This is a genomic window from Flavobacterium marginilacus, from assembly GCF_026870155.1.
GTDB lineage: Bacteria > Bacteroidota > Bacteroidia > Flavobacteriales > Flavobacteriaceae > Flavobacterium > Flavobacterium marginilacus.
In genome coordinates this window covers 3,732,057-3,757,971 of sequence record NZ_CP113975.1, presented here as the reverse complement: position 1 = coordinate 3,757,971, position 25,915 = coordinate 3,732,057, and the positions used below count along the sequence as shown (strand labels likewise).

Sequence of the window (25,915 nt, the reverse complement as noted above, 5' to 3'; positions counted from 1 at the left end):
TTGCATGTCCATAAAGTGATTAACATTTGCTTGTCCGCAACTATTAAACATCAAGTTGCGCTTCAATTTTTCGCCAGCTCGGTTTCTGCGTCAGTTCAATATTTTCGTTCCTAAAATCCTAATTAAAACCGTCTGCGTCTCGTTCACGGAGCAATGCCTCCTAACGTCCCCTTGCTACAAGAGGTTTGGGATAAATTAAGCCTTATTTTCGGATTTGCCTAAACTTCCCAAATACAAGATCATTTTTAAATTAAGCCAAATGCCCAAATCTCTTGTAGCAAGTGTTGTAGGCAGTGTTTCTATATATTCTCTATACTCCAAATTTCTTTAATTAAGTTATTTATTGCTATAGTTCTGTTGTCAATTCCTTCTTTAAAGTTTGTTAATGAAGAAAAACCTTTTTGAATTAAATAATCTTGATTATCTAGATTATTGTAATAATTATTAGTTAAACAATTTGATAACTTTAATTCTTTTTTGAGTTTACTGACTTTAGTTAATTTGTTATCAGGCATAAATTCAATTGAGGTTGGATTTGGAATGAGTAAAAAATTTCCTAATTTTTTTTCAGTTGCATAATAAGTTTCTTCATTTTCAAAATGATTATTATACTTGTTGAATTCCCAAATAATTGGTGTTAAAACAAATCTATTATATTTTCTTGTTGCCATTAAATCATACATTTCAATGTCGTTGTTAGAATAGATATTATTTTCAACAAAAAGGGTACAACGTGCTAAAAGGTAATGAATAAACTTTCTATTACCATTGTTGTAGAAAAATTTATCTACTTCATTAATACTTTCTTTACTTGATGCTAATCTCTCTTTCAAAATCGTTTTTAATTCACTTACACTTGTATTACGTATGTCTTTAACTAAAGTATAAATTATGTATCTTAAAAATGATTGAGAACTACCTTTATAATTGATTGCTCTTGTTACTATAAGAATATCGATAAATGTTGAAACCGCTTTAAGTTTTTGCAAAATTGTTTCTTCATTATCAAGTTTATTTATTGATGACATCAATAAAGGATAGCTTAATGAAGATGCAATACCCCAATATGAAGTTAGATAAAGTCTTTCAATTCCATTTGTATATGAACTTTCATATATTTTTATTTTCTCATATAATGTTGAATAAAATTCAAAATCCCCTTTTATGAAGTAATAGAATTCATCAGAACTAGAAAGTCCAATCTTTTTGTGGTTATCTTTTACCCAAGTATGAAATCTTGTTCCTATTTTTTCAAAATCTTCATTTTCAGCACCACGAGCACCACTTCGAATTGTGTCTGCATATTGACTTCTTAACCAAGCTCTAATAAATTCTAAATCTTCTTGAGTTGAGTATTTATGCAAGTTTGAAATTTTTTCTTTCCAAATTACATTTAGTTCATCTATTTTAATTGGGTCTTTTAGATGTGTTAACAAGTAACCTTTTAACATTTCAGTTGGAGTTAGATTTAATCCTCTATCGTTCATTGTTTCAAAAATAGTATAAGCATTTTCATCACTATATGCTAGAATTTCTACAAAAACAACTTTTTCTTTTAGCCACTCAATAAATAAAGGTAGTTTGTCATTTTTTAACTCTTCCGAAAATATATTAGAAATATCAGTATATCTTTCAAACATATTTTTAATGGATTCGTCAGTTTCACTACTTATATCATAGTCTTCACTATTAAAAAGAGCTTCTAAAATTCTAGTTCTGTCTGGAACTTCAATATTATAAGTTTTTCTACCTCCTTTTTTCGAATATATTAATGGAATAATGTCTTCTGGATCATTACTATCTTTTTGAAGATTATGAAGATAAATAAGTAACAATGTAATAGAAGTTAGTCTTTGTTGACCATCAACAATCGAGCGAATGCTACCTTTTTCACAGATTACTACAGGACCAAGATAATAGGAATTATATTTGCTATTTATATCTTGAATTGTATTGCCTATTTCATAATTAGATAAAAAAGACGCTTCTAAATCCACTAATAATTGTTCAATATGTTTGTATTCCCATTTGTATTCTCTTTGGAAATAATCGACAATATATTTGTTTTGAAGTAATTCAAATAATTTTCTAGCGTTTGCTTGTATGTTGTTGCTTAAGCTCATAATATTTTAATCTAAAGATTTGATTAATAGTTTTAGCATATAATATGCTGGCTCATATATTTTTAAGTTGTCTTTATTGGGTTGAATTTCTCCGTGAAATAAAATACATCGTAAATTATATATTATTTCTATTATAGCTTGTGATAATAAATCTGTGTCATTTTTAAAAAATACACTTACAATATTTTGCATTGAATCCTTCTTTTTTTCTACAATTAAGGATTCTTTTATTTTAGGATTTATTTGTTTGAACCCATCTTTTAAGATTTCTTTATTTTTTTCACTCAACGCTAAAAAAGATGCGTCATTTATAAAATGCTCAAAATCATATTTTGTATGTTGATAGGTATAAATTGTTGCTCTTCTATTTTTTAAAACATCTACACGAATTTTTATGTTATGTGGTTGAATAGGAACTAATAATTCAATTTTAAAATTAAACTTGTTATAATCTTTTGTAAAAATTGGGTTAGGATTAGTTCTGAAATTTATTGATTTGAAACTTATAGAATTAGCTATATTGGGAACTTTACATCTTTCTAATTGCTTATGGAGTATTATTAGCTGATTTCTAAAAAAGATAGAATCCTCGTCGTCGTTTTCGAGTAAAGAAATTAATCTTGTTCTAAAAAGATTATCATCAGTTTTCACTTCTCTTAAGATTGCGCTATCTTGATTTTTAAATTGAGGATAGTTGTTACAATACCAAGCATTAAAAGGTAACCAACACTTAATAAATAATATAGAATATTCAAAATCACCGTTTGCAATTTGAAGCCATCTGTCTTTTTGGTCTATAAAATTATTAGCCATTTATATATTTATAAGTTATTTTTTACTACGATTTTTTTTAACATTGCCTACAACGTTCTCGCGCTACAAGCGGTTTGGGACTAAATTAGCGTTATTTTTCGGTTTAGCCAAATTCTTGCAAATACAAAACCATATTTCAATTAAGCCAATTGCCCAAATCGCTTGTAGCGTGTGTTATGGTGTGTAGCTTGACGATTGCTGAGCACGAACGATTTGACATTTCAATTATCGATTCCTATTTCGGTAGCTTTTCTGCCTTCCGATTTTCCGTTCCAAATAGTTTCACGCTTTTAAGTTTCAATTTCGGTTAATTCTCAAAAAAAAGCGACAAAAAAAATCCGCTTTCGGTTTTCCACAAAGCGGTTTAACGTTTGTTTGTCCGCAACAATTAAGCGTCGAATTTCGGTTCAGATTTTCGTCGGCTCGGTTTCTGTTTCGGTTTGTATTTTTCGGATTAAAACTCCTGATAAAAATTGTCTGTTGATCGTCGGAGCTATACACCATAACGTTCCCTTGCTACAAGAGGTTTGGGATTAAAAATACGTAATCTTTCGGATTTGCCTAAACTTCCCAAATACAAGACCATTTTTAAATTAAGCAAAATGCCCAAATCTCTTGTAGCAAGTGTTGGCGGTTCGGCTTTATTTCCGTCTAATATACTTTCCACTATTGGGATATGTTAGTTCCGTAAGATAATTTTCTTCTGTTAACCATTGATACCAGTGTTTATATTTTTTGTCTCTGAAATCAAAGATATTTGCAATTAAATATGGTTCATTCAACAAACCAGAATTAATTTCGATGTCAAAGTTAGCAATCTCTTGGTTGTCTTTTTTGTATGTGTAATAATCAAAATGAAGATAAATTTTTTTAAAGGTGCCTGAATTAATTTCAGATAACACTTCTTCATTTAAAACTAAGTCGCCAGGATAATAATTTATATAATATTTTTTATCATCTTTTTCTTTTCCTGTAGTTAAGTATAAATTAGCGATTTCGCCATAATTTAAAAGTCTATCATTCACTTCAATAATGAAATTCACGTTTTGAGAAAAACAAAAATTTGATATTATAAATAAAATAGATGTATAAATAATAGTTCTCATAATTGATTTCGGTTTTTCAAGCTGACCGCCAACGTTCCCTTGCTACAAGAGGTTTGGGATTAAATTAAGCCTTATTTTCGGATTTGCCTGAACTTCCCAAATACAAGACCATTTTTAAATTAAGCCAATTGCCTAAATCTCTTGTAGCAAGTGTTGGCAGATAGCCCATTTTTATTTTTCTGTTCCATCATAATTATATTCTTCAAGAGTCCATTCAATCATTACTTCGTTAATCCATTCAGCAAAATCTATATTACAAGTTTCAACTTCAGTGATATTTTCGTAATTGCAATCGTGTTGCCAAAATACAATAGGACATATTTCATTTTCAATTCTCAATAAATCTAAGCAATAATGATTTCCATAACCGTCAGGTGAAAATGGAAGAAAATATTTTGGCATCGGATTTCCTACTTCGTTATGTTCAAAATCATATATTTTGTCAAGGGAATTTTCTCCAAACTCTTTTCCAATTCCATAAATTTCAGTTGCGCTTAAAGAAAATCCATTATGTTTTTTAAGTAAGTATTTAAAATCTTTCGGTAGTTTATATCCGAGATTATTTTCGAAATCTTCAATTCGATTGTCTGTTATCGAAGTTTCTAAATTCAAAAGTGAATTAGAGAATTTTATCAACTCATTATAAATATTTAGAATTCTATTTTCCATTCAGAATTTTTCTTATGGGTTTCTGCCAACGTTCCCTTGCTACAAGAGGTTTGGGGTTAAATTAAGCCTTATTTTCGGATTTGCCTAAACTTCCCAAATACAAGACTATTTTTAAATTAAGCCAAATGCCCAAATCTCTTGTAGCAAGTGTTATAGGGCGGTTGTTTTTGTCGAAATTACGGTTTTTCACCTAAAACTTTCACGCTTCTGTTGGCAAAATCCAATTTTTGCGTTTCTGCTTTTCGGTTTATTATTTTCAATTATTTACTTTTCAAGTTTCTGTAGACAAGTTCCAACTTTCACGCTTCTGCTTTTCAAGCTTTCACATTTCCATTCCAACTTTCAAGTTTCCGCATTTCCATTCCAATTTTCACGCTTCTGCTTTGTAAACTTCCTGCGGAAACAAATGCTTATTTTCAAATTGTTTTTATCTGCGTAATTTCGGCACAACTGCCCTATAACGTCCCCTTGCTACAAGAGGTTTGGGGTTAAATTAAGCCTTATTTTCGGATTTGCCTAAACATCCCAAATACAAGACCATTTTCAAATTAAGCCAAATGCCCAAATCTATTGTAGCAAGTGTTAGCAGTAGCCATTTTATTCAGTTTGTTCTTCTTTAAACCATTTTTCCCCGTTATCCATTCTCATCAGAAAGTCAGTGAATGAATTTCCAATTTCAATATGATGCTCTTTGTCTAGGTCAATATAAGGAGTTAGCATTATTCTGATTTTACCGTCAACAAGTTTTTCAAGTCCGATAAATTCTCCACCACCATTATCTCCGATTCCTATAGTCATTTTAAGGTTGGCAATTATTTCATAACCCATATTATATTCCAGTAATTTACTGAAGTCCCAAAGTTTGAATGATTCTTCGCCAATTTGAGTTTCGTAAAAGGAATAATTTAAAAGGAATTCTTTATAATCGTTCGGCAATTCAAATCCTATTTGATTTTCAATTTCTTTAAAATCTAAGTTTTTAACTATTTCATTTTTTGGCCAAAAATACTTTTTAAGAATTTTATCAATTTCACTCATTCTTTTAATGTTTTGTGATTTTTGGATGGTTCTAACTAACGTTTTTGTAAATATCTAAAAACTAAATTGTTACAAAGTTAAAATCATCGACTTTGAATTGATGTTTTTCCATTTGTTTTTGTATTCTTCTTTGTACCGCTAGTTTTCTTTTTTCGTCTAAATATAAGTAATTTTCCGGATTATAGTAGGAGGTGTTTTTTACAATCATATTCCAAATGATTATACCTAATTTTCTTGCTGTTGCGCTTATGGCAGATACTCTTCCTTTTCGAAAATTAATTCGATGAAAAAAGTCTCTCAGAGGTGTTGATTCTTTTAAATTTCCGATGGCATTGGCAGCATTCCTCAGGGCTATTTTCAAGCGGTTACTCCCTTTTGGCACGCGAGAACTGAGTACTTTTCCGCCACTTATTTTATTGTTCGGAGTAAGTCTGAGCCAGCTTGCAAATTGTTTGGCTGTACCGAATTTTTTAATCCCTTCTAACCCCACTTCGCTCATTAATGTAAGTAAGGTTTGATGGCTGAATCCTTCTATCTTTAATAAATCTACTCCTTCGAAGTATTGATAGCCAATGAGGTTTAAATCAATATTTTTAGGTGTATTTTTATTAACTCTTTTATGAACTTTCGGATCCGCGTAATGTTGCTTTTTATTGTTGCTGCTGTCAATCTGGTCTTGAAGTAATTTTTTTATTTCTATATCGCAGTCTTTGATCTGATTTTGCAGATTTTGATACATCTGGTATTCCTGCTTTAGGGCAAATAGATAATCTTTACGGCCGTTGCTTTGGAGTGCTTTTTGCATTTCTGCTTCACTTTTTTTACAGTTTCCGTTTCTCAGGGAGGCTAATTTCTGAGAATCAGTTTCGCCATTACAAATGGCTTCTATCATCTTAAGTCCTGTCAAACCACAAATATCTTTAACAATTATATCCAGACGAAGGTTGAGTAAACGAAGGTATTTTTGCATTTTCTTGCTTGTGTCAGCAGCAACATCAATTAAACCGGCTCTGTGTCGGCAATAAGTTCGGAGTTGTTCAGTTTGTAAATCTGGCAAAAAACTTCCAGATAATAGGCCTATGGAATGTAATTTTTGTATCCATTGGCAGTCTTGTACATCGGTTTTCTTTCCTTTGATGTTTTTGGTAAATTTTCCATTGCACAATATCACTTGAAAACCATCGTTTATCAAAACAGCATATAATGCTTGCCAATAAGTGCCTGTACTTTCCATTGCTACAGTTTGGATGCCATTTCCTTTGAGCCAATCTGATATTGCTTTGAGGTCTTCATTATAAACACCAAACTCTCTTACGTGTTCTTCTTTTTGACCAATAGCTACAAAATGACTCCTGCTTCCGATGTCTATTCCTGCTGCTTGAGGATTGACAATCTCCATCAAAATTTGATTTTGTTCTTTCATTCTGATTCTGAACATTTAAATTAAAAAAATACTCAAAGAGGAAGTTCTTTCGGATAAATAAAATATTCTAATCGGGGTTACAAAAAAAATGTACCACCACTGGAGGTATCACACACTTCCCAACCAGGATTACACTCGTGCTATTACGCAACAGTTTACAAATCGGCCTTGCAATGAGCGTAGCTAATTTATGTTTTTTTGATTTTTTATGCAATGGCCGTTAGCTTCGGGAGGTAAGGCAGGCGGACTATGAGGGATTACTGCTAACGTCCCCTTGCTACAAGAGGTTTGGGATTAAATTAAGCCTTATTTTCGGATTTGCCTAAACTTCCCAAATACAAGACCATTTTTAAATTAAGCCAAATACCCAAATCTCTTGTAGCAAGTGTTACCAGTAGTTTTTTTGTTTTGCTTTGTTAATATTGATAATTTAGGGTTGTTAGAGTTCCTGTATATGTTCCTGTAATAGTATTTTGTGCATTTGAAAAAGAAAAATTGATTGTATAAATTCCATTATTATATGAAATGCTTGTTTGTCCACTTGTCATATCATCAGAACTTAGAGAAGTCCTCGAAACTAATGCTCCATTTTTAATCACAACATTTGTATTTATGCCGGTATGGTCAATAAATGGATCATTAAAATTCACATTAGTATGGGAATTTTTGACATTGTATGTTGTGTATTGAACGCTTCCAGGATTTAGACTTGAACAATACATATTAAAATCTATTAGCTGGGTTATTTTGTCTGAATAAATGAAATTATTATTTTGAATTGTTACCTCGTCATTTGTCAAAATAAGATAAAAGCTTCTCTTGTCATAAGTCACGTCAGTACCAGTATAATTTGGTTTTATAAATCCTTTTGTTAGATTTTTTTCTATACCGTTTACAATTAGTTTTCCACTATTTGTTGGAATGTTATTTATTGGATTATCATCACTTTTTGAGCAAGATGAAAATAGAATAATTGAAGTTAATAATTTAAAAATTAATTTTTGTTTTCTCATCGTATTATTTCTTATTTTTAGTAAAATTGCTGGTAACGTTCTGGCGCTTGTAGCAGTTGGGGATTAAAGATGCGAGATTTTTCCATTATGCACAATTTTCCAAGTACAAAACCATCTTTAAATTCAGCCTAAAACCCCAATTGCTACAAACGGCTGTTAGCGGTAGTCCTTTCTATTTATTCTGATTATTTACTCTTCAAAATCATCTGAATGTGAATTTGCTTTTATAAGCTTTTCTCCATTTTTAAATGATAATTGTAATCCGTGTTCAATTTCCCATTCGCATTCACAAGAAACACATAAATATATTGTTCCATTTTCACTCCAATGCAAAACTATTTCTCCAACTGTAACGAAATTCCATATTTCACTTTTAGTTTTCAAGTTTAGGTTTTTCGTATAACCCGCTTTTAGAATTTCTGCATAATATTCATATACTTTTTCTGAATCTTTATTTTTATCAGTTTCCGTTAATTTCAAAAAATTTTCAAAGGCTATTTCTGCATTTTGAATATATTCAGAATCTTTTTCTACTAATGTAATTTTTATTTTTTCATTACTAAAATATGGAATTTCTAAAGGAGAAGCTTCCAACCAATCGGAATCATATTCAGTTTCTTTTAAATCTCCGAAAATTTTTGATTTCATCGTAATTTCGTTTTTTGTAGGATTACCGCTAACGTTCCCTTGCTACAAGAGGTTTGGGATTAAATTAAGCCTTATTTTCGGATTTGCCTAAACATCCCAAATACAAGACCATTTTTAAATTAAGCCAAATGCCCAAATCTCTTGTAGCAAGTGTTAGGCGGCGTTATTTGTTGTTTATCAATTTTCTCGTTTCTGAATTAAAAATTTCTTTTGCTTCATACCAAGTTCTAGGCATTATACATTCTCCAATACTTACATAAATGATTTTATTGTCATCTTCAAGATTTTTGTTTTTTTCCTCAGTTTCTAAAAAACTATCCATTCCTGATGTTAAAATTATTGGCGTTTTATCTAAATAAAAAAGGTTCGAAATTTCACGTAATCTACTAATAACTGATTTATGTAATTCCTCATCAAAAGACTTATTTTTAGTATTAATTTGAAGTAAAACTAAATTGTCAAGTATAGTACAAGTGTGATTTTTCCAATTTGGTAAACTATCTAATTCTTTAAAAGGTTTCAAATTTTCAAAACAATGTGTTTGAATTTTATCGCTAATAGTTTCTGCAGAAACATTTCCATCAGAATTTTGGCTAAAAAGCAAGTTGTGGAAAACAATAATTATCAAAAACAGTTTTTTCATTTGTATGTTTTCTTTTTCAATTTTTAAGTTAGATTCTTTGATTTCGTGAGTTAATGTCGCCTAACGTTCCCTTGCTACAAGAGGTTTGAGATTAAATTAAGCCTTATTTTCGGATTTGCCTAAACATCCCAAATACAAGACCATTTTCAAATTAAGCCAAATGCCCAAATCTCTTGTAGCAAGTGTTAGCGGTTCGGCTCTTTATTCATAATGCTTTACAAGTACTTTTTCGCAACTTCTGATATTCTAATTAAATAATCATTTTTGATATTCATACTTAATTGTCTTGTGTTGATTAATACTCGATTTTCATTTTTGAATATTTTTAATTTTTCACTTGGATTTGATAAATCAGATTCAAATTTCACGTCAAAAAAATCTTCTATTTGATTATCTGTTAAATAGTCGGCACAAGCACATATTATTACATTAAACGATTTGTAATAATCATTTTTCAGTAATTCGATTCTATTAGAATTGTTGAAAGCTTTGATTTTACTTAATTTCGATGGTTCAAAATTAATTTCACTTAAAAAAGCATAGTCTAAAAACTCATTTTCATTTTTCTCAATTTGAGGATAAATGTTTTTCAATAATGTGTAATATTTAGTCCAAGTGTGTCCACCTTTCATTTTTGCTAAATATGGACGGAATACATTTATATAATGTTCTGAATCGTAAAATTTGGTTCTATTAGATATAATTCCATTTTCAATATAGTTTTTCCATTCATTTGGGTTTTCAATACTTTCATATTGTAATTGTTTCAGATTGCTTTCATCAAAACCTTTTTCTTTTCCTAATATCAAAATTTTGGAGTTTGGATTGCCAAAACCGACAAAATAGGGGTTAGGTTTGTTTAAATTATTTTCATCTTTATAGAATTGAGTACTTTTATCGAAGGCTAAATTCACTAAATTTTTAAAACTTTCATTATACATTTTAAAAGAGCTTTGATTACTGAATAATTTTTTTTTTGATTTATTCTTCGGATTTTCCTGATTCCAATGGAGCTGACCGCTAACGTTCCCTTGCTACAAGAGGTTTGGGGTTAAAAATGCATAATCTTTCGGATTTGCCTAAACTTCCCAAATACAAGACCATTTTCAAATTAAGCCAAATGCTCAAATCTCTTGTAGCAAGTGTTATATGAGGGCTATTTTAAACGGACTTTAATTTTCACCGTGAACTTTACACACTTCTATTTTTAGATTCCAACTTTTTTAGTTGTTACCAATTTTATGTTCATTTTTTTGCATTTCTTTTTCACAAAAAATAAAATTTAAACATATTCCGTAAGCTAATAGGAAAAAAATAAATAAAAATAGAAGAGTTATATAATCCCAAATTTGACTTTGTTTAATAATATCATTATAAAAATTATATTTTCCTAAATAATTTGATAACAGCAAAGCAGATACTACAGTAATTGTCAAATGCAAAATGAATATAATTTTTGAAAAAGATTCGGACTTTATATATTCTAAATATCTGTAAAAAGAATAATATTTGTTAATTATTTTAATCATAAAACAAATGCCAATTATAAGCATAAGCAATACGAATAAACCTAATCTAACTTCAGAATCTTGTTCGTTAAATCTCATAAATTATTAATTTTCAGTATTTGTGGTTTGTTTTCCGCTAATTTTAAGTTTCTGTTTTTTCAAGTTTCCGCATTTAGTTTTACAGTTAAATTTCAATTTAAAACGTCTGATTTATAATTTTTCTGCGGATTTTCGGATTTTAGCTCTCATATAACGTTTTGCTACTAGGCGATGTAGCGGGTTAATATTCACTATTTTATCTGTTTTGCGCCAAATTCAACAGATACAAAATTATTTTTAAATTAAGCCTAAAACCGCTATATTGCTTAGTAGCTGTTACCTGCTGTTTTTATTTTTACGTTGCAATTTAGTAATCTTTTTTTGTATGTTTGGTTTCTAAATATTTAATTATGAAAACAATTACAATTACTCTTTCCGATAATTTTGAATACGTTATATTTTCTAAACACGTTGTTTGGTTATCTTCTAACAAACAAGATGGTGGAACTTTTATTATGTTAAGTACAGGAATTAGAGTTCATACAATGATTGAAATCAAAACTCTTACTAAAATGCTCAAAGGAGAGGATTAGTTTAAAGTCAAGTAAATTTCTACATTCGCTTTTACACGTTCTAGTATTCCAATAATAGTTGCGTAATTTTTACCTTTTAGTTTTTCGACAATTTCACTTACTATTTCGTCGTTTGATTTTTCGTTAATTTTATTTTCCATTTTATGTTTTTTAGTTATAAACAGCACAGAGTTTTAAAAGTTCTTCTTAAAAACTATAATGATAAAAGTCATACAACTTCAAATGTAACAGAAGCTGGTAAATCACTAAGTGCTGAAGAATTACACAGAAGAACTTCGTATTCTTTGGATGATATTAATTTAATTTTAGCCTCTCTTTTAGAAGCTGAACTTATTGAACCTTATAATTTACACGGCAAAGTCGGAATTACTTTCTATTGTATTACCAATAAAGGTAAAAAGGCTTTTGCAAGTAAGGACTTTGTTTGGATTTATAAAGCTGACAATATTATTAAAGTAATTACTCTTATAATTGCAGTTTTAGGTCTGCTTAATTCTATTTTTGACTTTATAAAAAAATAGAGGCAATTAAAACAGAAACAGACAATATTAGATTTACAATATCAAACCAATCTATTTTTGATTTTTCCACGTTATTTTCAGTTTTTAATAACGTTACTTTTTCTGCGGATTTTCTGTTAAAATAGCAGGTAACGTGATCGGGCTAGGCGAAGTGCCTTCTTTAGCCCGCTTCACTAATAATTGCTAAAATAGCCAAATTTTTTAATTTGTACTATTTTATCCATAGAAGCGGAAGGCATTTTGCTTAGCCCGTGTTATGCGTAGTTACTGATCTATTTACAATCTATATTTTTACTCAGTAACGGAGTTGGATAGACTATCTTATCTTTTCTAACCGCAATCAAAATCAATGAAACCAAATTATTTATTGTGCTTAGCAAACCTGCTAGGCGAAGTTAATAATGGGCTTTTAGGGCTCTATTTTTTTGTGATTTTAAGTTAGTGAAACTAAATGATTTATCCTATGTATTGACTTTGTCATTTATTTTTAATAACTTAGCCAAGTCTTGTACGTTGTCAAACGTATTGAAAGTGAACTTTCTACGATTCCCAATCGAAAGACTTGAAGCCTAAATGCTTTATTCTTTAAAATCACAAAAAAAATATCCCGAAAATTCATTGTGCAAGAAACTCCGTAGTCTACTGCCAATTACGCATAACGTCCCCTTGCTACAAGAGGTTTGGGATTAAATTAAGCCTTATTTTCGGATTTGCCTAAACTTCCCAAATACAAGACCATTTTTAAATTAAGCCAAATACCCAAATCTCTTGTAGCAAGTGTTACCAGTAGTTTTTTTGTTTTGCTTTGTTAATATTGATAATTTAGGGTTGTTAGAGTTCCTGTATATGTTCCTGTAATAGTATTTTGTGCATTTGAAAAAGAAAAATTGATTGTATAAATTCCATTATTATATGAAATGCTTGTTTGTCCACTTGTCATATCATCAGAACTTAGAGAAGTCCTCGAAACTAATGCTCCATTTTTAATCACAACATTTGTATTTATGCCGGTATGGTCAATAAATGGATCATTAAAATTCACATTAGTATGGGAATTTTTGACATTGTATGTTGTGTATTGAACGCTTCCAGGATTTAGACTTGAACAATACATATTAAAATCTATTAGCTGGGTTATTTTGTCTGAATAAATGAAATTATTATTTTGAATTGTTACCTCGTCATTTGTCAAAATAAGATAAAAGCTTCTCTTGTCATAAGTCACGTCAGTACCAGTATAATTTGGTTTTATAAATCCTTTTGTTAGATTTTTTTCTATACCGTTTACAATTAGTTTTCCACTATTTGTTGGAATGTTATTTATTGGATTATCATCACTTTTTGAGCAAGATGAAAATAGAATAATTGAAGTTAATAATTTAAAAATTAATTTTTGTTTTCTCATCGTATTATTTCTTATTTTTAGTAAAATTGCTGGTAACGTTTGGCTAGTAGGCGATGGTCGGGGTTAAATATGCGTAATATTTCGGTTAATCACTATTTTTCCAAGTACAAAACTATCTTTAAATTAAGCCTAATTCCCGACTATCGCTTACTAGCGGTTATAGGCTGTACTTTTTTAGGTCATCCAAATTCCATATACAGCGATTACTGTCCAACTTCCGTAAACTTTTTTAAGAAAATAACTATGTCCACTCGCGCTGTGTGTAAATGTCGAGTAAATAACTGAAACAATGCAATTTTCGTAATTATTGTCAAAAATAGGCTCACTTATAGAGATTATTTTTTGTCTTTTCTTTGTTTTTATAAAAATTTCTTCAGCTTCTTTTTTAGTCAAACATTTTATGCTTTTTATAAGATCAGAGCTGTAATTCAATTCTTTTATTAATTCTGAATTCCAAATTCCATTATTGCTTTTTGCGACGTTTGCTTCAATTTCATTTAGTATTTTTTCAGGAACATCAAGACCAACTTCTTCTTTAAACTCTTTTAGGTCAAAAAAAGTTTTATATTTTTCACATTGAACATATATTCCTAATGTACCCTTTCCAATTTGTTCATCAATGATTTTTTTAAAAACGTCAGATTCTGAATTGTTTTGTGAAAAACTCAAAGTTGAAATAGTTAAGAAAAGCAAATAGTAAATTTTCATATTTTTCTTCTTACGATTTTTGGTAGTATAGCCTATAACGTTCCCTTGCTACAAGAGGTTTGGGGTTTAATTAAAGCCTTATTTTCGGATTTGCCAAAACATCCCAAATACAAGACCATTTTCAAATTAAGCCAAATGCCCAAATCTCTTGTAGCAAGTGTTAGTGGCTGGCAATTTATTCGGCTTCGTTTTCAAGTTCATAAATTCCTGTATCTGTTACTATAAAAGTTCCAATTTCAGTTTTTCCATATTGCCAAATTTTCTCTTCAAATGTTGCTGTTAAATTTATCTCTTTAGTTTTTAAGTCTAATTTAAAGAGTTTTTTGTTACCCATATTTGGAATGTATAAATTATTTTCGTCTACAAAAACACTTTCTGGATAACTAAGAGGTTCATAATTGTCTTCCCAACTGTATTCGCCAATTTTAAAAACTTCTTGTTTGTCAGTTAGACTTACTTGAGTTACTGTTTGTCCTGTCGGAAAAGCAAGCCATAAAAAATCAGGTTCTTGGAATTTTATATCATAAATTGGATGTCCTTCTCCAACTTCTATATCCCAATTTAAAATTGAATTTCCAAAGTTGTCAAAACCATAAATTATTCCTTCTTGGAACGTACAGAAATAAATTTCTCCATTATTACTTTTGGTTATTCTATAATTATGAACTTTTTCAGGTAATATTTCTTCAATTTTTTTATAGTTTTCTCCAACAACTGCTTTCGCAAAATATTCTTCATCTACTTTTCTTATAATCTTTGAAATGTCAAACGCATAGAAGTCGGGATTTACGCCGTTATTCCAGCTACAAATTAAAATTTCCCCTTGTCCAATGTCAAAGTTTCCTGTTTTTCCTTTATCTGTAATTTTTTTGAGTTTCACGTTTTCTTTTTTGCTTGCCACTAACGTTTGGTCGCTTGGCGATGTGGCGGACTAAGGAAGCCTAATCTTTCGGTTAATGACTAATTTTCCAAGTACAAAACCATCTTCAAATTAAGCCTAATCCCGCCATATTGCCAAACGACGGTTGGTGGTAGCCGTTCTTGTCGTCAGTTAGTTAAAAGTCCGAAAACCATTCATAGCTTTCAATTTTTTGATACTCCTTTGGAACTGTTTTTAAAACAACGCCCTCCTTTTCTGTCGGTCTATATGTTCCTTTTTTTGTTTTGATAAATTGTCCTTTATTGTTTGCATCTGGATAAATGAATTCAATTGTATCGACTTGAAGTCCATTCCATTTATACTTATAAAGTCCTACTTCTCCGGGGTGTCCATATTCTACGCCACGAATTATTTTCTCTTTCGCTGAAAATGTCGGATTGATAAATTCATAGTCATTAGTAAAATTTCCTTTGTCGGGTTGGTTTAAATAAACATTGTAAACGTCACGTCTACAACAACCTGAAGAAGGATACCAATGAACAAGAAAGTCTTTATGTCCGTCTCCATTTGCATCAAATATTGTGTCTCGGATATAAGTCATTCCGTCTTGTTCTCTGTTAATAAGTTGTTCAGCTTTGTCGTCTTGTACTTTGTATAAGTCAAGGTAAGTTGCCCAAGGAATGTGTCTGCGTAATAGAAAATACTTTTGATTGTCTTTGAAAAGTCTGCCGATTAAAATTTCTATTTTGATTGTGTAGGAACTGTCATCAGGTTGAATTTCGTATTCTTTTTTGAAATTATCAGTTTTGAATTCTGTTTGTGCAATTTTGAAAGCGTCTTTTAATGCTATGTTAAGACGTAAGCTATCAATTCTATTATCTTCTTCAATTTGTTTTTGTCTTTCTTCTTTCGTTAGCTCGTTTTTAGAGGTTGTTTTTGGAATACTGTCATTTTTAGTAATAGAATTTCCGTCTTGGTTTGCGGTCTGTCCACAACCCAAAATTATCGTCAAAATTACTAATGTTAATATGTTCGTTGTCTTCTTCATACGGTTACCACCAACGTTCCCTTGCTACAAGAGGTTTGGGGTTAAATTAAGCCTTATTTTCGGATTTGCCTAAACTTCCCAAATACAAGACTATTTTTAAATTAAGCCAAATGCCCAAATCTCTTGTAGCAAGTGTTATAGGGCGGTTGTTTTTGTCGAAATTACGGTTTTTCACCTAAAACTTTCACGCTTCTGTTGGCAAAATCCAATTTTTGCGTTTCTGCTTTTCGGTTTATTATTTTCAATTATTTACTTTTCAAGTTTCTGTAGACAAGTTCCAACTTTCACGCTTCTGCTTTTCAAGCTTTCACATTTCCATTCCAACTTTCAAGTTTCCGCATTTCCATTCCAATTTTCACGCTTCTGCTTTGTAAACTTCCTGCGGAAACAAATGCTTATTTTCAAATTGTTTTTATCTGCGTAATTTCGGCACAACTGCCCTATAACGTGATCGGGCTAGGCGAAGTGCCTTCTTTAGCCCGCTTCACTAATAATTGCTAAAATAGCCAAATTTTTTAATTTGTACTATTTTATCCATAGAAGCGGAAGGCATTTTGCTTAGCCCGTGTTATGCGTAGTTACTGATCTATTTACAATCTATATTTTTACTCAGTAACGGAGTTGGATAGACTATCTTATCTTTTCTAACCGCAATCAAAATCAATGAAACCAAATTATTTATTGTGCTTAGCAAACCTGCTAGGCGAAGTTAATAATGGGCTTTTAGGGCTCTATTTTTTTGTGATTTTAAGTTAGTGAAACTAAATGATTTATCCTATGTATTGACTTTGTCATTTATTTTTAATAACTTAGCCAAGTCTTGTACGTTGTCAAACGTATTGAAAGTGAACTTTCTACGATTCCCAATCGAAAGACTTGAAGCCTAAATGCTTTATTCTTTAAAATCACAAAAAAAATATCCCGAAAATTCATTGTGCAAGAAACTCCGTAGTCTACTGCCAATTACGCATAACGTTCTGGCGCTTGGCGAGGTTGGGGATTAAAGATGCGAGATTTTTCGGTTAAACACAAATTTCTCAAATACAAAACCAACTTTCCATTAAGCCTAAAACCCCAATCTCGCCAAACGGCTGTTAGTGGCTGGCGTTTTTTTTCTGTCTTTCATCAAACTCTTTTTCATAGCTTTCTGAGTTTTCAATTCTTTCAAAGCTTTCGAGTAGAGCAAAAAATTTGAAACCGTTTTGACTTGGTTGAATTGTAAACGCATTTATATTTCCTTCTGTATTATTGTCAATAGAAGGTACTCTTTCTAAAAGTCCGTAACTTATTAACCTTGGACCTAATCTATAATATAAAAATCCAGATTCGTCGTTAGTATTATCCCAATCCATTCCAGAACTGTAAAGAGGAATTGTTATTTTAAATAGAGTTAATAAATCTAACTCTTTTGAACCCATTTCTTTTTGCAAAACAGGTGGTATTTCTTCATATGATGTCAATAGGATATTATTCAAATTAGCAAATTTATAATCGCCAACTATTTGAGATAAAAATGATTTATAACCGTCATCTTTCTTTTTCAAAAATTTTAAATATAAGTAATATCCAATGAATATAATTCCTGCAGTGAGCAATAATACATATAGTTTAACTTCAAAATTGAAAAAATACTTGATAAACTCTTCTGCTGTTGAAACATTAATTAATTGACCAATAATTATGGCTAACAATGTAAATAAAAGTAAAATTCCATTAGCTATTACTTTACTAAAAACAGAATCTTTCCAAATATTTGAAAACTGGTTTTTTGACTTTTGATTTTGAGTTTCTTCTTGTGTAATCGTGTATTTTTTTTCTTTCTCCATTTTTTAAGTTGGATTTCTATGTTGAACGTTCTTCAACGCTTGCCACTAACGTGATCGGGCTAGGCGAAGTGCCTTCTTTAGCCCGCTTCACTAATAATTGCTAAAATAGCCAAATTTTTTAATTTGTACTATTTTATCCATAGAAGCGGAAGGCATTTTGCTTAGCCCGTGTTATGCGTAGTTACTGATCTATTTACAATCTATATTTTTACTCAGTAACGGAGTTGGATAGACTATCTTATCTTTTCTAACCGCAATCAAAATCAATGAAACCAAATTATTTATTGTGCTTAGCAAACCTGCTAGGCGAAGTTAATAATGGGCTTTTAGGGCTCTATTTTTTTGTGATTTTAAGTTAGTGAAACTAAATGATTTATCCTATGTATTGACTTTGTCATTTATTTTTAATAACTTAGCCAAGTCTTGTACGTTGTCAAACGTATTGAAAGTGAACTTTCTACGATTCCCAATCGAAAGACTTGAAGCCTAAATGCTTTATTCTTTAAAATCACAAAAAAAATATCCCGAAAATTCATTGTGCAAGAAACTCCGTAGTCTACTGCCAATTACGCATAACGTTCTGGCGCTTGTAGCAGTTGGGGATTAAAGATGCGAGATTTTTCCATTATGCACAATTTTCCAAGTACAAAACCATCTTTAAATTCAGCCTAAAACCCCAATTGCTACAAACGGCTGTTAGCGGTAGTCCTTTCTATTTATTCTGATTATTTACTCTTCAAAATCATCTGAATGTGAATTTGCTTTTATAAGCTTTTCTCCATTTTTAAATGATAATTGTAATCCGTGTTCAATTTCCCATTCGCATTCACAAGAAACACATAAATATATTGTTCCATTTTCACTCCAATGCAAAACTATTTCTCCAACTGTAACGAAATTCCATATTTCACTTTTAGTTTTCAAGTTTAGGTTTTTCGTATAACCCGCTTTTAGAATTTCTGCATAATATTCATATACTTTTTCTGAATCTTTATTTTTATCAGTTTCCGTTAATTTCAAAAAATTTTCAAAGGCTATTTCTGCATTTTGAATATATTCAGAATCTTTTTCTACTAATGTAATTTTTATTTTTTCATTACTAAAATATGGAATTTCTAAAGGAGAAGCTTCCAACCAATCGGAATCATATTCAGTTTCTTTTAAATCTCCGAAAATTTTTGATTTCATCGTAATTTCGTTTTTTGTAGGATTACCGCTAACGTGATCGGGCTAGGCGAAGTGCCTTCTTTAGCCCGCTTCACTAATAATTGCTAAAATAGCCAAATTTTTTAATTTGTACTATTTTATCCATAGAAGCGGAAGGCATTTTGCTTAGCCCGTGTTATGCGTAGTTACTGATCTATTTACAATCTATATTTTTACTCAGTAACGGAGTTGGATAGACTATCTTATCTTTTCTAACCGCAATCAAAATCAATGAAACCAAATTATTTATTGTGCTTAGCAAACCTGCTAGGCGAAGTTAATAATGGGCTTTTAGGGCTCTATTTTTTTGTGATTTTAAGTTAGTGAAACTAAATGATTTATCCTATGTATTGACTTTGTCATTTATTTTTAATAACTTAGCCAAGTCTTGTACGTTGTCAAACGTATTGAAAGTGAACTTTCTACGATTCCCAATCGAAAGACTTGAAGCCTAAATGCTTTATTCTTTAAAATCACAAAAAAAATATCCCGAAAATTCATTGTGCAAGAAACTCCGTAGTCTACTGCCAATTACGCATAACGTCTTGGCACTACAGCGGGTTTGGGGTTAAATTAAGCCCTGTTTTCGGATTTGCAAAATCTTTCAAATACAAAACCATTTTTCCATTAAGCCAATTGCCCAAATCCGTTGTAGTGGCTGTTATGCCTTCGGTTCTTTATTTATTCCAATTTTCGGTTTAGTTTCTGCACCATTTTAAAGTCAGAAACACAATTTAAACTTTAATATTATGATCTCTTTTGAAAACTTATTTAATTTTAACAGGCTTTTAAAACGCCAAAAAACTTTAAAATCTCTATCAGATAATATACACCTGCAACCAAAGTCCCAAGCCCTATTATCCAAGTCAAGCGATGAATCCACTTTTGCTGAAAAGATTGTACAATTGCAATATCGTTCAGTTTTTTATCCTGTGATTGGTTTCTTTCCTTTCGTGAAACATAACCGCCCTCGGCAATAAATGAAAGCCCTTCAAATGATATATTATATAAGTTACCACTTAATGTGCCCATTTTTTGAAAATCTTCATAAACATAATCATCTTTAACTAATTTCAATAAAGCGGAATAAAGTGTTTTGTCATCAATTTCTTTTAAAAATGCAGATTTATTTTTGACATCACTTTTTATGTGTTGGAATGTATTATGGTTAGTGTCTTTGAGATATTTTAAAAGAGCGTCTAATATTTCGAGTTCCATAAAATTATACTTTATTATTCCTTGTAATTTGGAGTATTCATAAAAACAACACTTTGGTTACCTAAAGTCATACCCATCATTTTACGTCCATTATGAAAAAACACGTTCACTTGTTTATTATTGTCAGAAGGAGAGGTGTATATATAGCTATCCATCCCTTTTATCATACCTAAACTTACTGGATTAATAAGATTAATTTCAGCACTTTGTCCATCAGGCTTATCAATAATTATTTGTAATTCGTCTTTTTTGCCATCAACAAAGAGTACATTAACTTCTGCTTTTGTAACATTCCCATTAGAGTATATATAATGATATACTTCAAATTGTTCATCGGTCGTTGGTTCTGCTTTTTTTACGACTGTGTTTTCATACTGTGATAAAGTATCTGAAGCTTTTGAATATTGTTCAGAATTTGGGTCGTACTCGTATTTTGGTTCTGGTGTTACGGTACTTGCTTCTTGTTTACCGCAAGAATAAAAACATAAGAGTAACATTAATGATGCTGTTGCCTTTTTAATCATCTTTTAAATTTAAGTATTATGAAAAACGTTCTTTTTTCTGCGTCAGTTCTGTTGAACTGAGGCATAACTATCTTATACACGAATAAAGCCAACTCTTTTTATTCTCAATTGGTATGTTATGCGCATGTTTTTAGTTTAACTTATGCATTTTATTTTTATTCGCTTTGCACAAATTTAAAATTATTTCTTACATATCGAAAGGGTTTATGATTTTTTTCAGCGATGTACTGCTTACGTGGGTATATATCATTGTTGTCTTGGGACTATTGTGTCCTAATAAATCTTGAATGTAGCGTAAATCGGTTCCGCTTTCTAATAAATGGGTGGCAAAACTATGGCGAAGGGTATGCAGACTAATCGGTTTTGTAATTCCAGCCTTTTTTGCAGATTGCTGTAATATTGATTGAGCACTTCTGCTACTGTATTGACCGCCATGCTGTCCTTCAAATAAAAAGGTTTTAGGTTTATAAATAGTGTAATATTCACGCAGTAATCCTAAAACTCTGTTAGATAATAAGGTGTACCGGTCTTTTTTGCCTTTTGCATTTTTAATATGAATCAGCATTCTTTGACTGTCAACATCAATGATTTTCATGTTTATAGCTTCACTGATGCGGAGTCCGGAAGAGTAAATTAAAGCCAATAAGGTTTTATGTTTTATATTAGCCGTCAGATCAATAAGCCTAAAGGTTTCTTCTTTACTCAAAACATTAGGCAGTCTTTTTGCATTTTTGGGACGGTAAATTTTATCAATCTCAATTTTGGTTTCCCGAATAGTTTGAAAAAATAATTTAACAGCATTGATAATTTGGTTTTGATAAGAAGCTGACAAATCATTTTTTAAAATATATTCGTTATTGAAGATCGTTATATCTTCATTGGTGATTTCAGCAATTGGTTTTTCCCGATAGAAAATCAAAAACGATTTCAAGGCTTCGCTGTAAGTAATAAGTGTATTTTCGCTATAACGTTTGGAGCGAAGCCATTGTTTGAATTTTTCTATGTTTTCAATCCCTTCAGCAGAAGGAATAGTCGGGAATAGGGTAGGGATTTTGAACCTGATCCGGTTTTCTTCAGTATCCGGTAAATGCCAGACACCTAAAGTCTGACTCCATCGGGCTCCATCTAATTGTTTGATTCTAGTTATTAAATCGGCATTTTTTTCAAAATAAACGGCTATCCGTTTTTCTTTTTTGTGCGTAATGGCTTGTGCTTTCCAGTTCATAAGGCGTATAGTTGATGGTTTTAAAGGTATTGATTTTTAGTGAAATAGTTTTGATTTGTGTTATTTTTCTGAAACGCAAAAACCTATCCTTGATGGGAGCGGCATCCTGTGGTCCTGTGGTTCAGGACCACAGATATAGGGGACAGCAGGAATCAGCTTCCAAAAAAAGACACTATAATTAAGCTGAAATTTAGTGACTAGCGGCACTATAAAATCTGTGAGTTTTAAACTTGAATCTTTACAAAAAAATATTGTAATTTTGCAGTCCATTAAAAGGAAAAAGAAAAATGTTAGATAGACTTCAATATGTAAAACAGCGTTTTGATGAGATTTCGGATTTGATTATTCAGCCGGATGTTATCGCTGATCAAAAACGCTATGTGCTGCTTAACCAGGAATATAAAAGTATCAAAGCCTTGGTTGAAAAGCGTGAAGAATATATTTTGGTTTTGGCCAATATAGAGGAAGCCAATGAAATTATTGCTGATGGAAGTGATGCTGATATGGTGGAAATGGCCAAAATGCAATTGGACGAAGCTAAGGAAAGACTGCCTCAGCTTGAAGAAGAGATTAAGTTCATGCTGATTCCGAAAGATCCTGAAGATGCCAAAAACGTGATGGTGGAGATTCGTGCAGGTACGGGTGGAGATGAAGCCAGTATTTTTGCCGGAGATTTATTCAGAATGTACACAAAATATTGCGAAAGCCAAGGCTGGAGAACTTCGGTTGTGGATATGAACGAAGGGACTTCGGGCGGTTTCAAAGAGGTGATTTTTGAAGTTTCCGGAGAAGATGTTTACGGAACACTGAAGTTTGAAGCGGGTGTACACCGTGTACAGCGTGTACCGCAGACGGAAACTCAGGGACGCGTGCATACATCTGCCGCGACAGTTATGGTACTTCCGGAAGCAGAGGAATTTGATGTACAGATTGATATGAACGATGTTCGTGTGGATTTCTTCTGTTCATCAGGACCAGGAGGACAATCGGTAAATACTACTAAATCGGCTGTGCGTTTGACACACATTCCAACGGGATTGGTAGCGCAGTGTCAGGATCAGAAATCACAGCACAAAAATAAGGACAAAGCTTTGACGGTTTTACGTTCCCGTCTGTACGAAATGGAATTGGCCAAAAAACAGGAAGAAGATGCTACAAAGCGTACTTCTCAGGTAAGTTCAGGTGACCGTTCGGCTAAGATTCGTACATACAACTATGCACAAGGCCGTGTGACTGACCACCGTGTTGGTTTGACTTTGTATGATTTAGGTAATATAATGAATGGTGATATTCAGAAAATTGTTGCCGAACTGCAGCTGGTGAACAATATGGAGAAATTGAAAGAAGCCAGCGAAGTTTTCTAATATAGATTACTTAAAAATAATAAACACTTAATTGGATTAAGATCGATTAAGTGTTTTTTTATGTTATTTTCGTACTGAATTTTAAAATTAACATTTATATAACCTTTATTAATTCTAATCTAAAAGCCAATTTAATGAAAAAATATTTATTTTTTGTTATTGTACTGTTTTCAGCGATTAAGGCCACGGCCCAATCTTATACTGGATATTTTCAGGATAATTATGCCGGTGTGCAGGGAGTATTGTTCAATCCTGCTTCGATTGCAGATTCTCGTTTTAAATCAGATATCAATCTTTTTTCTGCCAGTGGTACTTTAACTAATGATTTTTATGGTATAAGTCTGTTTGATTTATCGAAAGATTCTTATGATGTAGAAAAAGACGGGGTTAGGACTCCTAAAAAAAATAACGGAGGAATTGTTTTTGCTGATGTAATGGGGCCTTCGTTCATGTTTAATATTGCTCCAAAACATTCGATTGCCATTTTTACCAGAGCAAGAGCAATTGTAAATGCTACTGAAGTAAACGGTGAGCTTTATGACGAGCTAAAAGACGGTATCGATGATGCTAATAGTTTCAATATTCCTGTTGGCCACCCAAATTTAGTAGGACATACTTGGGGAGAAGTTGGTGCTTCTTACGCAGCGGTGTTATGGCAGAGCAAACAGCATTTTCTAAAAGGAGGTTTGACAGCTAAATATTTAGTAGGAGGGGTTAACAGTTATGCTAAAGGGTCGAATGTAACTGCAAGATTTACCAGAACAAATAATCCTTTAACCAGCAGACTTACTACAACAGGAGAATTAACACTTGGAAGCAGTCAGGATTTTATTACTGGTGATGATGATGTGAAATTCGACCCGGATTCAAAAGGATATGGTGCCGATTTTGGTTTGATTTACGAATGGAGACCAGATTACGAGTCTTATGATTTGAGTAAAGCCAAAGCAGTTGATAATAACTTTAAAGATCTGAATAAATACAAATTGCGTTTTGGGGTGTCTATTACCGACATTGGATCAATTAAATATAAACATGTAAAAGAAGAAGTTTATAATTTTAATAATACGCTTTCTCAGGCTCAGGTTGAATCGGCTGAAGATATTAAAGAGTTTTTAGCATTTTATACTAATTCGGTTATAACTTATAAAGATATAAATGTTGCGATGCCGACAGCTTTGCATTTGGATGCCGACTGGAACATTCATAATAAATTCTATTTGAATCTTAACGGAAACCTCAGCTTAGTTGATAAAGCAGGTTTGAACCAGACAAGCACAGCAAATGTATGGGCTTTGACTCCTCGTTATGAAACAAAATGGTTTACATTTTCAGTTCCTGTAAATTACATGGAATACAGCGGAACACAAGTAGGTGCTGGATTGCGTTTTGGACCTTTGTTTGTGGGATCTAGTTCAGTGATTACTAATTTGGTTTCAAAAGAGTCAAAAGCGGCTGATGTATATTTTGGTATTAAAATCCCGGTTTATCAGCACAAATTTAAAGATACAGACGAAGACGGAATCTTTGATAATGATGATAAATGTCCAAAACTTGCCGGACCTATCGAAAATAAAGGATGTCCATGGCCTGACAGCGACGGAGATTCTGTATTGGATCAGGATGATGCCTGTCCAAAAGAAGCAGGACCAGCCGAAAATAAAGGATGTCCTTGGGGAGATACCGATAAAGATACTGTTTTGGATAACGTTGATAATTGTCCTTCTGTTGCTGGATCGATTGAAAACAAAGGATGCCCTTGGGTAGATACTGATGGCGATTCAGTGTTAGATAAAGATGATAAATGTCCTGATGAAAAAGGATTGGCAGCAAATAACGGCTGTCCGGAGAGAGATGCTGACAAAGATGGAGTTCTTGATAAAAACGATGAATGTCCTACTGTTCCTGGACCAGAAAGCAATAAAGGCTGTCCTGAAGTAACTCAAGAAGCTTTGAAAGAACTTAAAGTTCAGGCAAGAGCAGTATTCTTTGTTACAGGAAAAGCAGTTTTACAGACAGCTGATAAAGGTCAGACAGACGGAAGACTTGATGCCATTAAGGAAATCATCAAAAATTATCCAAATGCAAAATTCTCTATCGAAGGACATACTGATAATGTAGGAAATGCAGCAGCTAATCAAAAACTTTCTGAAGCGAGAGCAAAAGCAGTTATGGATGCATTAATTGCTAAAGGTGTTAATCCTGAAAATTTATCATATAAAGGATTTGGAGCATCAAAACCTGTTGCCAGCAATAAAACTGCTGCAGGAAGAGCTCAAAACAGAAGAACTGAAGTAATCCACGTAGGGACTATTTATGAAGGGAAATTATAATTAAACTTTTGTTTTTTATATATAAAAAATGAGGTCTGCAA

26 protein-coding genes are annotated in these 25,915 nt (G+C 31.7%); 4 read left to right on the top strand and 22 right to left on the bottom strand.

The features are described from left to right. Positions 1–299: 299 nt before the first annotated feature. The 12 genes from OZP07_RS15475 to OZP07_RS15420 all read right to left on the bottom strand — a co-directional run bounded on the left by OZP07_RS15475 (position 300) and on the right by OZP07_RS15420 (position 11,083). Entirely contained in the window at positions 300–2,123 is a 1,824-nt protein-coding gene (locus OZP07_RS15475; RefSeq protein WP_281635803.1) for a DUF262 domain-containing protein, read from the bottom strand. A 6-nt stretch (positions 2,124–2,129) separates the two neighbouring features. After that, positions 2,130–2,936: a hypothetical protein gene (locus OZP07_RS15470; RefSeq protein WP_281635802.1), complete on the bottom strand. Its 807-nt coding sequence runs from the start codon at positions 2,934–2,936 to the stop codon at positions 2,130–2,132. Positions 2,937–3,429: 493 nt separating this feature from the next. Continuing rightward, a complete protein-coding gene (locus tag OZP07_RS15465) occupies positions 3,430–3,603 on the bottom strand; it encodes a hypothetical protein (protein ID WP_281635801.1) in 174 nt (57 codons plus the stop codon). Next, positions 3,578–4,042 carry a hypothetical protein gene (locus OZP07_RS15460; protein ID WP_281635800.1) on the bottom strand — a complete coding sequence of 155 codons (465 nt, stop codon included), beginning with the start codon at positions 4,040–4,042 and terminating at the stop codon, positions 3,578–3,580. Before OZP07_RS15460 ends, OZP07_RS15465 begins: the two co-directional genes overlap by 26 nt. A gap of 171 nt (positions 4,043–4,213) precedes the next feature. Continuing rightward, a complete protein-coding gene (locus OZP07_RS15455) occupies positions 4,214–4,711 on the bottom strand; it encodes an SMI1/KNR4 family protein (protein WP_194644224.1) in 498 nt (165 codons plus the stop codon). A gap of 597 nt (positions 4,712–5,308) precedes the next feature. Continuing rightward, complete coding sequence (locus tag OZP07_RS15450) at positions 5,309–5,749, bottom strand: SMI1/KNR4 family protein (RefSeq protein WP_281635799.1); 441 nt, start codon at positions 5,747–5,749, stop codon at positions 5,309–5,311. 61 nt (positions 5,750–5,810) lie between these two features. Next, complete coding sequence (locus OZP07_RS15445) at positions 5,811–7,172, bottom strand: IS110 family RNA-guided transposase (RefSeq protein WP_281635798.1); 1,362 nt, start codon at positions 7,170–7,172, stop codon at positions 5,811–5,813. Between the two features lie 416 nt (positions 7,173–7,588). Beyond that, the gene (locus OZP07_RS15440; RefSeq protein ID WP_281635791.1) at positions 7,589–8,185 is read right to left on the bottom strand and encodes a hypothetical protein; all 597 of its coding nucleotides are present in this window, start codon (positions 8,183–8,185) and stop codon (positions 7,589–7,591) included. Between the two features lie 189 nt (positions 8,186–8,374). Then, positions 8,375–8,833 (bottom strand): DUF6985 domain-containing protein, encoded by a 459-nt coding sequence (locus OZP07_RS15435; protein ID WP_281635786.1) that lies wholly within the window; start codon positions 8,831–8,833, stop codon positions 8,375–8,377. A 163-nt stretch (positions 8,834–8,996) separates the two neighbouring features. Next, positions 8,997–9,476: a hypothetical protein gene (locus OZP07_RS15430; RefSeq protein ID WP_281635797.1), complete on the bottom strand. Its 480-nt coding sequence runs from the start codon at positions 9,474–9,476 to the stop codon at positions 8,997–8,999. A 215-nt stretch (positions 9,477–9,691) separates the two neighbouring features. Then, entirely contained in the window at positions 9,692–10,417 is a 726-nt protein-coding gene (locus tag OZP07_RS15425) for a hypothetical protein (RefSeq protein ID WP_281635796.1), read from the bottom strand. Positions 10,418–10,699: 282 nt separating this feature from the next. After that, positions 10,700–11,083, bottom strand: coding sequence for a hypothetical protein (locus tag OZP07_RS15420; RefSeq protein ID WP_281635795.1), 384 nt, complete (start codon positions 11,081–11,083; stop codon positions 10,700–10,702). A 350-nt stretch (positions 11,084–11,433) separates the two neighbouring features. Between OZP07_RS15420 and OZP07_RS15415 the strand changes: the two genes are divergently transcribed. Then, positions 11,434–11,616 carry a hypothetical protein gene (locus OZP07_RS15415; protein ID WP_281635794.1) on the top strand — a complete coding sequence of 61 codons (183 nt, stop codon included), beginning with the start codon at positions 11,434–11,436 and terminating at the stop codon, positions 11,614–11,616. Here OZP07_RS15415 and OZP07_RS15410 read toward each other — a convergent pair. Beyond that, entirely contained in the window at positions 11,613–11,756 is a 144-nt protein-coding gene (locus tag OZP07_RS15410; RefSeq protein ID WP_281635793.1) for a hypothetical protein, read from the bottom strand. The genes OZP07_RS15415 and OZP07_RS15410 overlap by 4 nt on opposite strands. Positions 11,757–11,759: 3 nt before the next feature. Here OZP07_RS15410 and OZP07_RS15405 point away from each other — a divergent pair, with 3 nt between their 5' ends. Beyond that, on the top strand, positions 11,760–12,137 hold the full coding sequence (locus OZP07_RS15405; protein WP_281635792.1) for a hypothetical protein: 378 nt from the start codon (positions 11,760–11,762) through the stop codon (positions 12,135–12,137). A gap of 808 nt (positions 12,138–12,945) precedes the next feature. On the opposite strand, the gene OZP07_RS15400 is transcribed toward OZP07_RS15405, so the two are convergent. The 9 genes from OZP07_RS15400 to OZP07_RS15360 form a co-directional block, all read right to left on the bottom strand. Then, complete coding sequence (locus tag OZP07_RS15400) at positions 12,946–13,542, bottom strand: hypothetical protein (RefSeq protein WP_281635791.1); 597 nt, start codon at positions 13,540–13,542, stop codon at positions 12,946–12,948. A gap of 174 nt (positions 13,543–13,716) precedes the next feature. Then, the gene (locus tag OZP07_RS15395) at positions 13,717–14,250 is read right to left on the bottom strand and encodes a hypothetical protein (RefSeq protein ID WP_281635790.1); all 534 of its coding nucleotides are present in this window, start codon (positions 14,248–14,250) and stop codon (positions 13,717–13,719) included. Between the two features lie 175 nt (positions 14,251–14,425). Next, complete coding sequence (locus tag OZP07_RS15390) at positions 14,426–15,130, bottom strand: NHL repeat-containing protein (RefSeq protein ID WP_281635789.1); 705 nt, start codon at positions 15,128–15,130, stop codon at positions 14,426–14,428. A 175-nt stretch (positions 15,131–15,305) separates the two neighbouring features. Continuing rightward, positions 15,306–16,178, bottom strand: coding sequence for an XAC2610-related protein (locus OZP07_RS15385; RefSeq protein WP_281635788.1), 873 nt, complete (start codon positions 16,176–16,178; stop codon positions 15,306–15,308). A gap of 1,094 nt (positions 16,179–17,272) precedes the next feature. After that, positions 17,273–18,004, bottom strand: a complete 732-nt coding sequence (locus tag OZP07_RS15380) for a hypothetical protein (protein WP_281635787.1) — start codon at positions 18,002–18,004, stop codon at positions 17,273–17,275. Positions 18,005–18,733: 729 nt separating this feature from the next. Further along, a complete protein-coding gene (locus tag OZP07_RS15375) occupies positions 18,734–19,192 on the bottom strand; it encodes a DUF6985 domain-containing protein (RefSeq protein WP_281635786.1) in 459 nt (152 codons plus the stop codon). A 795-nt stretch (positions 19,193–19,987) separates the two neighbouring features. Next, positions 19,988–20,428: a hypothetical protein gene (locus tag OZP07_RS15370; RefSeq protein ID WP_281635785.1), complete on the bottom strand. Its 441-nt coding sequence runs from the start codon at positions 20,426–20,428 to the stop codon at positions 19,988–19,990. A 14-nt stretch (positions 20,429–20,442) separates the two neighbouring features. Then, positions 20,443–20,925 carry a hypothetical protein gene (locus OZP07_RS15365; protein WP_281635784.1) on the bottom strand — a complete coding sequence of 161 codons (483 nt, stop codon included), beginning with the start codon at positions 20,923–20,925 and terminating at the stop codon, positions 20,443–20,445. A 214-nt stretch (positions 20,926–21,139) separates the two neighbouring features. Next, entirely contained in the window at positions 21,140–22,177 is a 1,038-nt protein-coding gene (locus OZP07_RS15360; RefSeq protein ID WP_281635783.1) for a tyrosine-type recombinase/integrase, read from the bottom strand. A gap of 287 nt (positions 22,178–22,464) precedes the next feature. Here OZP07_RS15360 and prfA point away from each other — a divergent pair, with 287 nt between their 5' ends. After that, a complete protein-coding gene (gene prfA / locus OZP07_RS15355) occupies positions 22,465–23,541 on the top strand; it encodes a peptide chain release factor 1 (RefSeq protein ID WP_194644017.1) in 1,077 nt (358 codons plus the stop codon). 134 nt (positions 23,542–23,675) lie between these two features. Then, positions 23,676–25,874 carry a DUF5723 family protein gene (locus OZP07_RS15350; protein WP_281635782.1) on the top strand — a complete coding sequence of 733 codons (2,199 nt, stop codon included), beginning with the start codon at positions 23,676–23,678 and terminating at the stop codon, positions 25,872–25,874. Positions 25,875–25,915: the final 41 nt, after the last annotated feature.

Bases quoted from the DNA above. Each gene is read 5' to 3' on its own strand.
- OZP07_RS15470 (WP_281635802.1), bottom strand. From the start codon at position 2,936: ATGGCTAATAATTTTATAGACCAAAAAGACAGATGGCTTCAAATTGCA.
- OZP07_RS15365 (WP_281635784.1), bottom strand. From the start codon at position 20,925: ATGTTACTCTTATGTTTTTATTCTTGCGGTAAACAAGAAGCAAGTACC.
- prfA (WP_194644017.1), top strand. From the start codon at position 22,465: ATGTTAGATAGACTTCAATATGTAAAACAGCGTTTTGATGAGATTTCG.
- OZP07_RS15430 (WP_281635797.1), bottom strand. From the start codon at position 9,476: ATGAAAAAACTGTTTTTGATAATTATTGTTTTCCACAACTTGCTTTTT.
- OZP07_RS15370 (WP_281635785.1), bottom strand. From the start codon at position 20,428: ATGGAACTCGAAATATTAGACGCTCTTTTAAAATATCTCAAAGACACT.
- OZP07_RS15435 (WP_281635786.1), bottom strand. From the start codon at position 8,833: ATGAAATCAAAAATTTTCGGAGATTTAAAAGAAACTGAATATGATTCC.
- OZP07_RS15350 (WP_281635782.1), top strand. From the start codon at position 23,676: ATGAAAAAATATTTATTTTTTGTTATTGTACTGTTTTCAGCGATTAAG.
- OZP07_RS15400 (WP_281635791.1), bottom strand. From the start codon at position 13,542: ATGAGAAAACAAAAATTAATTTTTAAATTATTAACTTCAATTATTCTA.
- OZP07_RS15460 (WP_281635800.1), bottom strand. From the start codon at position 4,042: ATGAGAACTATTATTTATACATCTATTTTATTTATAATATCAAATTTT.
- OZP07_RS15395 (WP_281635790.1), bottom strand. From the start codon at position 14,250: ATGAAAATTTACTATTTGCTTTTCTTAACTATTTCAACTTTGAGTTTT.
- OZP07_RS15440 (WP_281635791.1), bottom strand. From the start codon at position 8,185: ATGAGAAAACAAAAATTAATTTTTAAATTATTAACTTCAATTATTCTA.
- OZP07_RS15360 (WP_281635783.1), bottom strand. From the start codon at position 22,177: ATGAACTGGAAAGCACAAGCCATTACGCACAAAAAAGAAAAACGGATA.
- OZP07_RS15420 (WP_281635795.1), bottom strand. From the start codon at position 11,083: ATGAGATTTAACGAACAAGATTCTGAAGTTAGATTAGGTTTATTCGTA.
- OZP07_RS15455 (WP_194644224.1), bottom strand. From the start codon at position 4,711: ATGGAAAATAGAATTCTAAATATTTATAATGAGTTGATAAAATTCTCT.
- OZP07_RS15410 (WP_281635793.1), bottom strand. From the start codon at position 11,756: ATGGAAAATAAAATTAACGAAAAATCAAACGACGAAATAGTAAGTGAA.
- OZP07_RS15375 (WP_281635786.1), bottom strand. From the start codon at position 19,192: ATGAAATCAAAAATTTTCGGAGATTTAAAAGAAACTGAATATGATTCC.
- OZP07_RS15475 (WP_281635803.1), bottom strand. From the start codon at position 2,123: ATGAGCTTAAGCAACAACATACAAGCAAACGCTAGAAAATTATTTGAA.
- OZP07_RS15450 (WP_281635799.1), bottom strand. From the start codon at position 5,749: ATGAGTGAAATTGATAAAATTCTTAAAAAGTATTTTTGGCCAAAAAAT.
- OZP07_RS15415 (WP_281635794.1), top strand. From the start codon at position 11,434: ATGAAAACAATTACAATTACTCTTTCCGATAATTTTGAATACGTTATA.
- OZP07_RS15385 (WP_281635788.1), bottom strand. From the start codon at position 16,178: ATGAAGAAGACAACGAACATATTAACATTAGTAATTTTGACGATAATT.
- OZP07_RS15425 (WP_281635796.1), bottom strand. From the start codon at position 10,417: ATGTATAATGAAAGTTTTAAAAATTTAGTGAATTTAGCCTTCGATAAA.
- OZP07_RS15405 (WP_281635792.1), top strand. From the start codon at position 11,760: ATGTTTTTTAGTTATAAACAGCACAGAGTTTTAAAAGTTCTTCTTAAA.
- OZP07_RS15445 (WP_281635798.1), bottom strand. From the start codon at position 7,172: ATGAAAGAACAAAATCAAATTTTGATGGAGATTGTCAATCCTCAAGCA.
- OZP07_RS15380 (WP_281635787.1), bottom strand. From the start codon at position 18,004: ATGGAGAAAGAAAAAAAATACACGATTACACAAGAAGAAACTCAAAAT.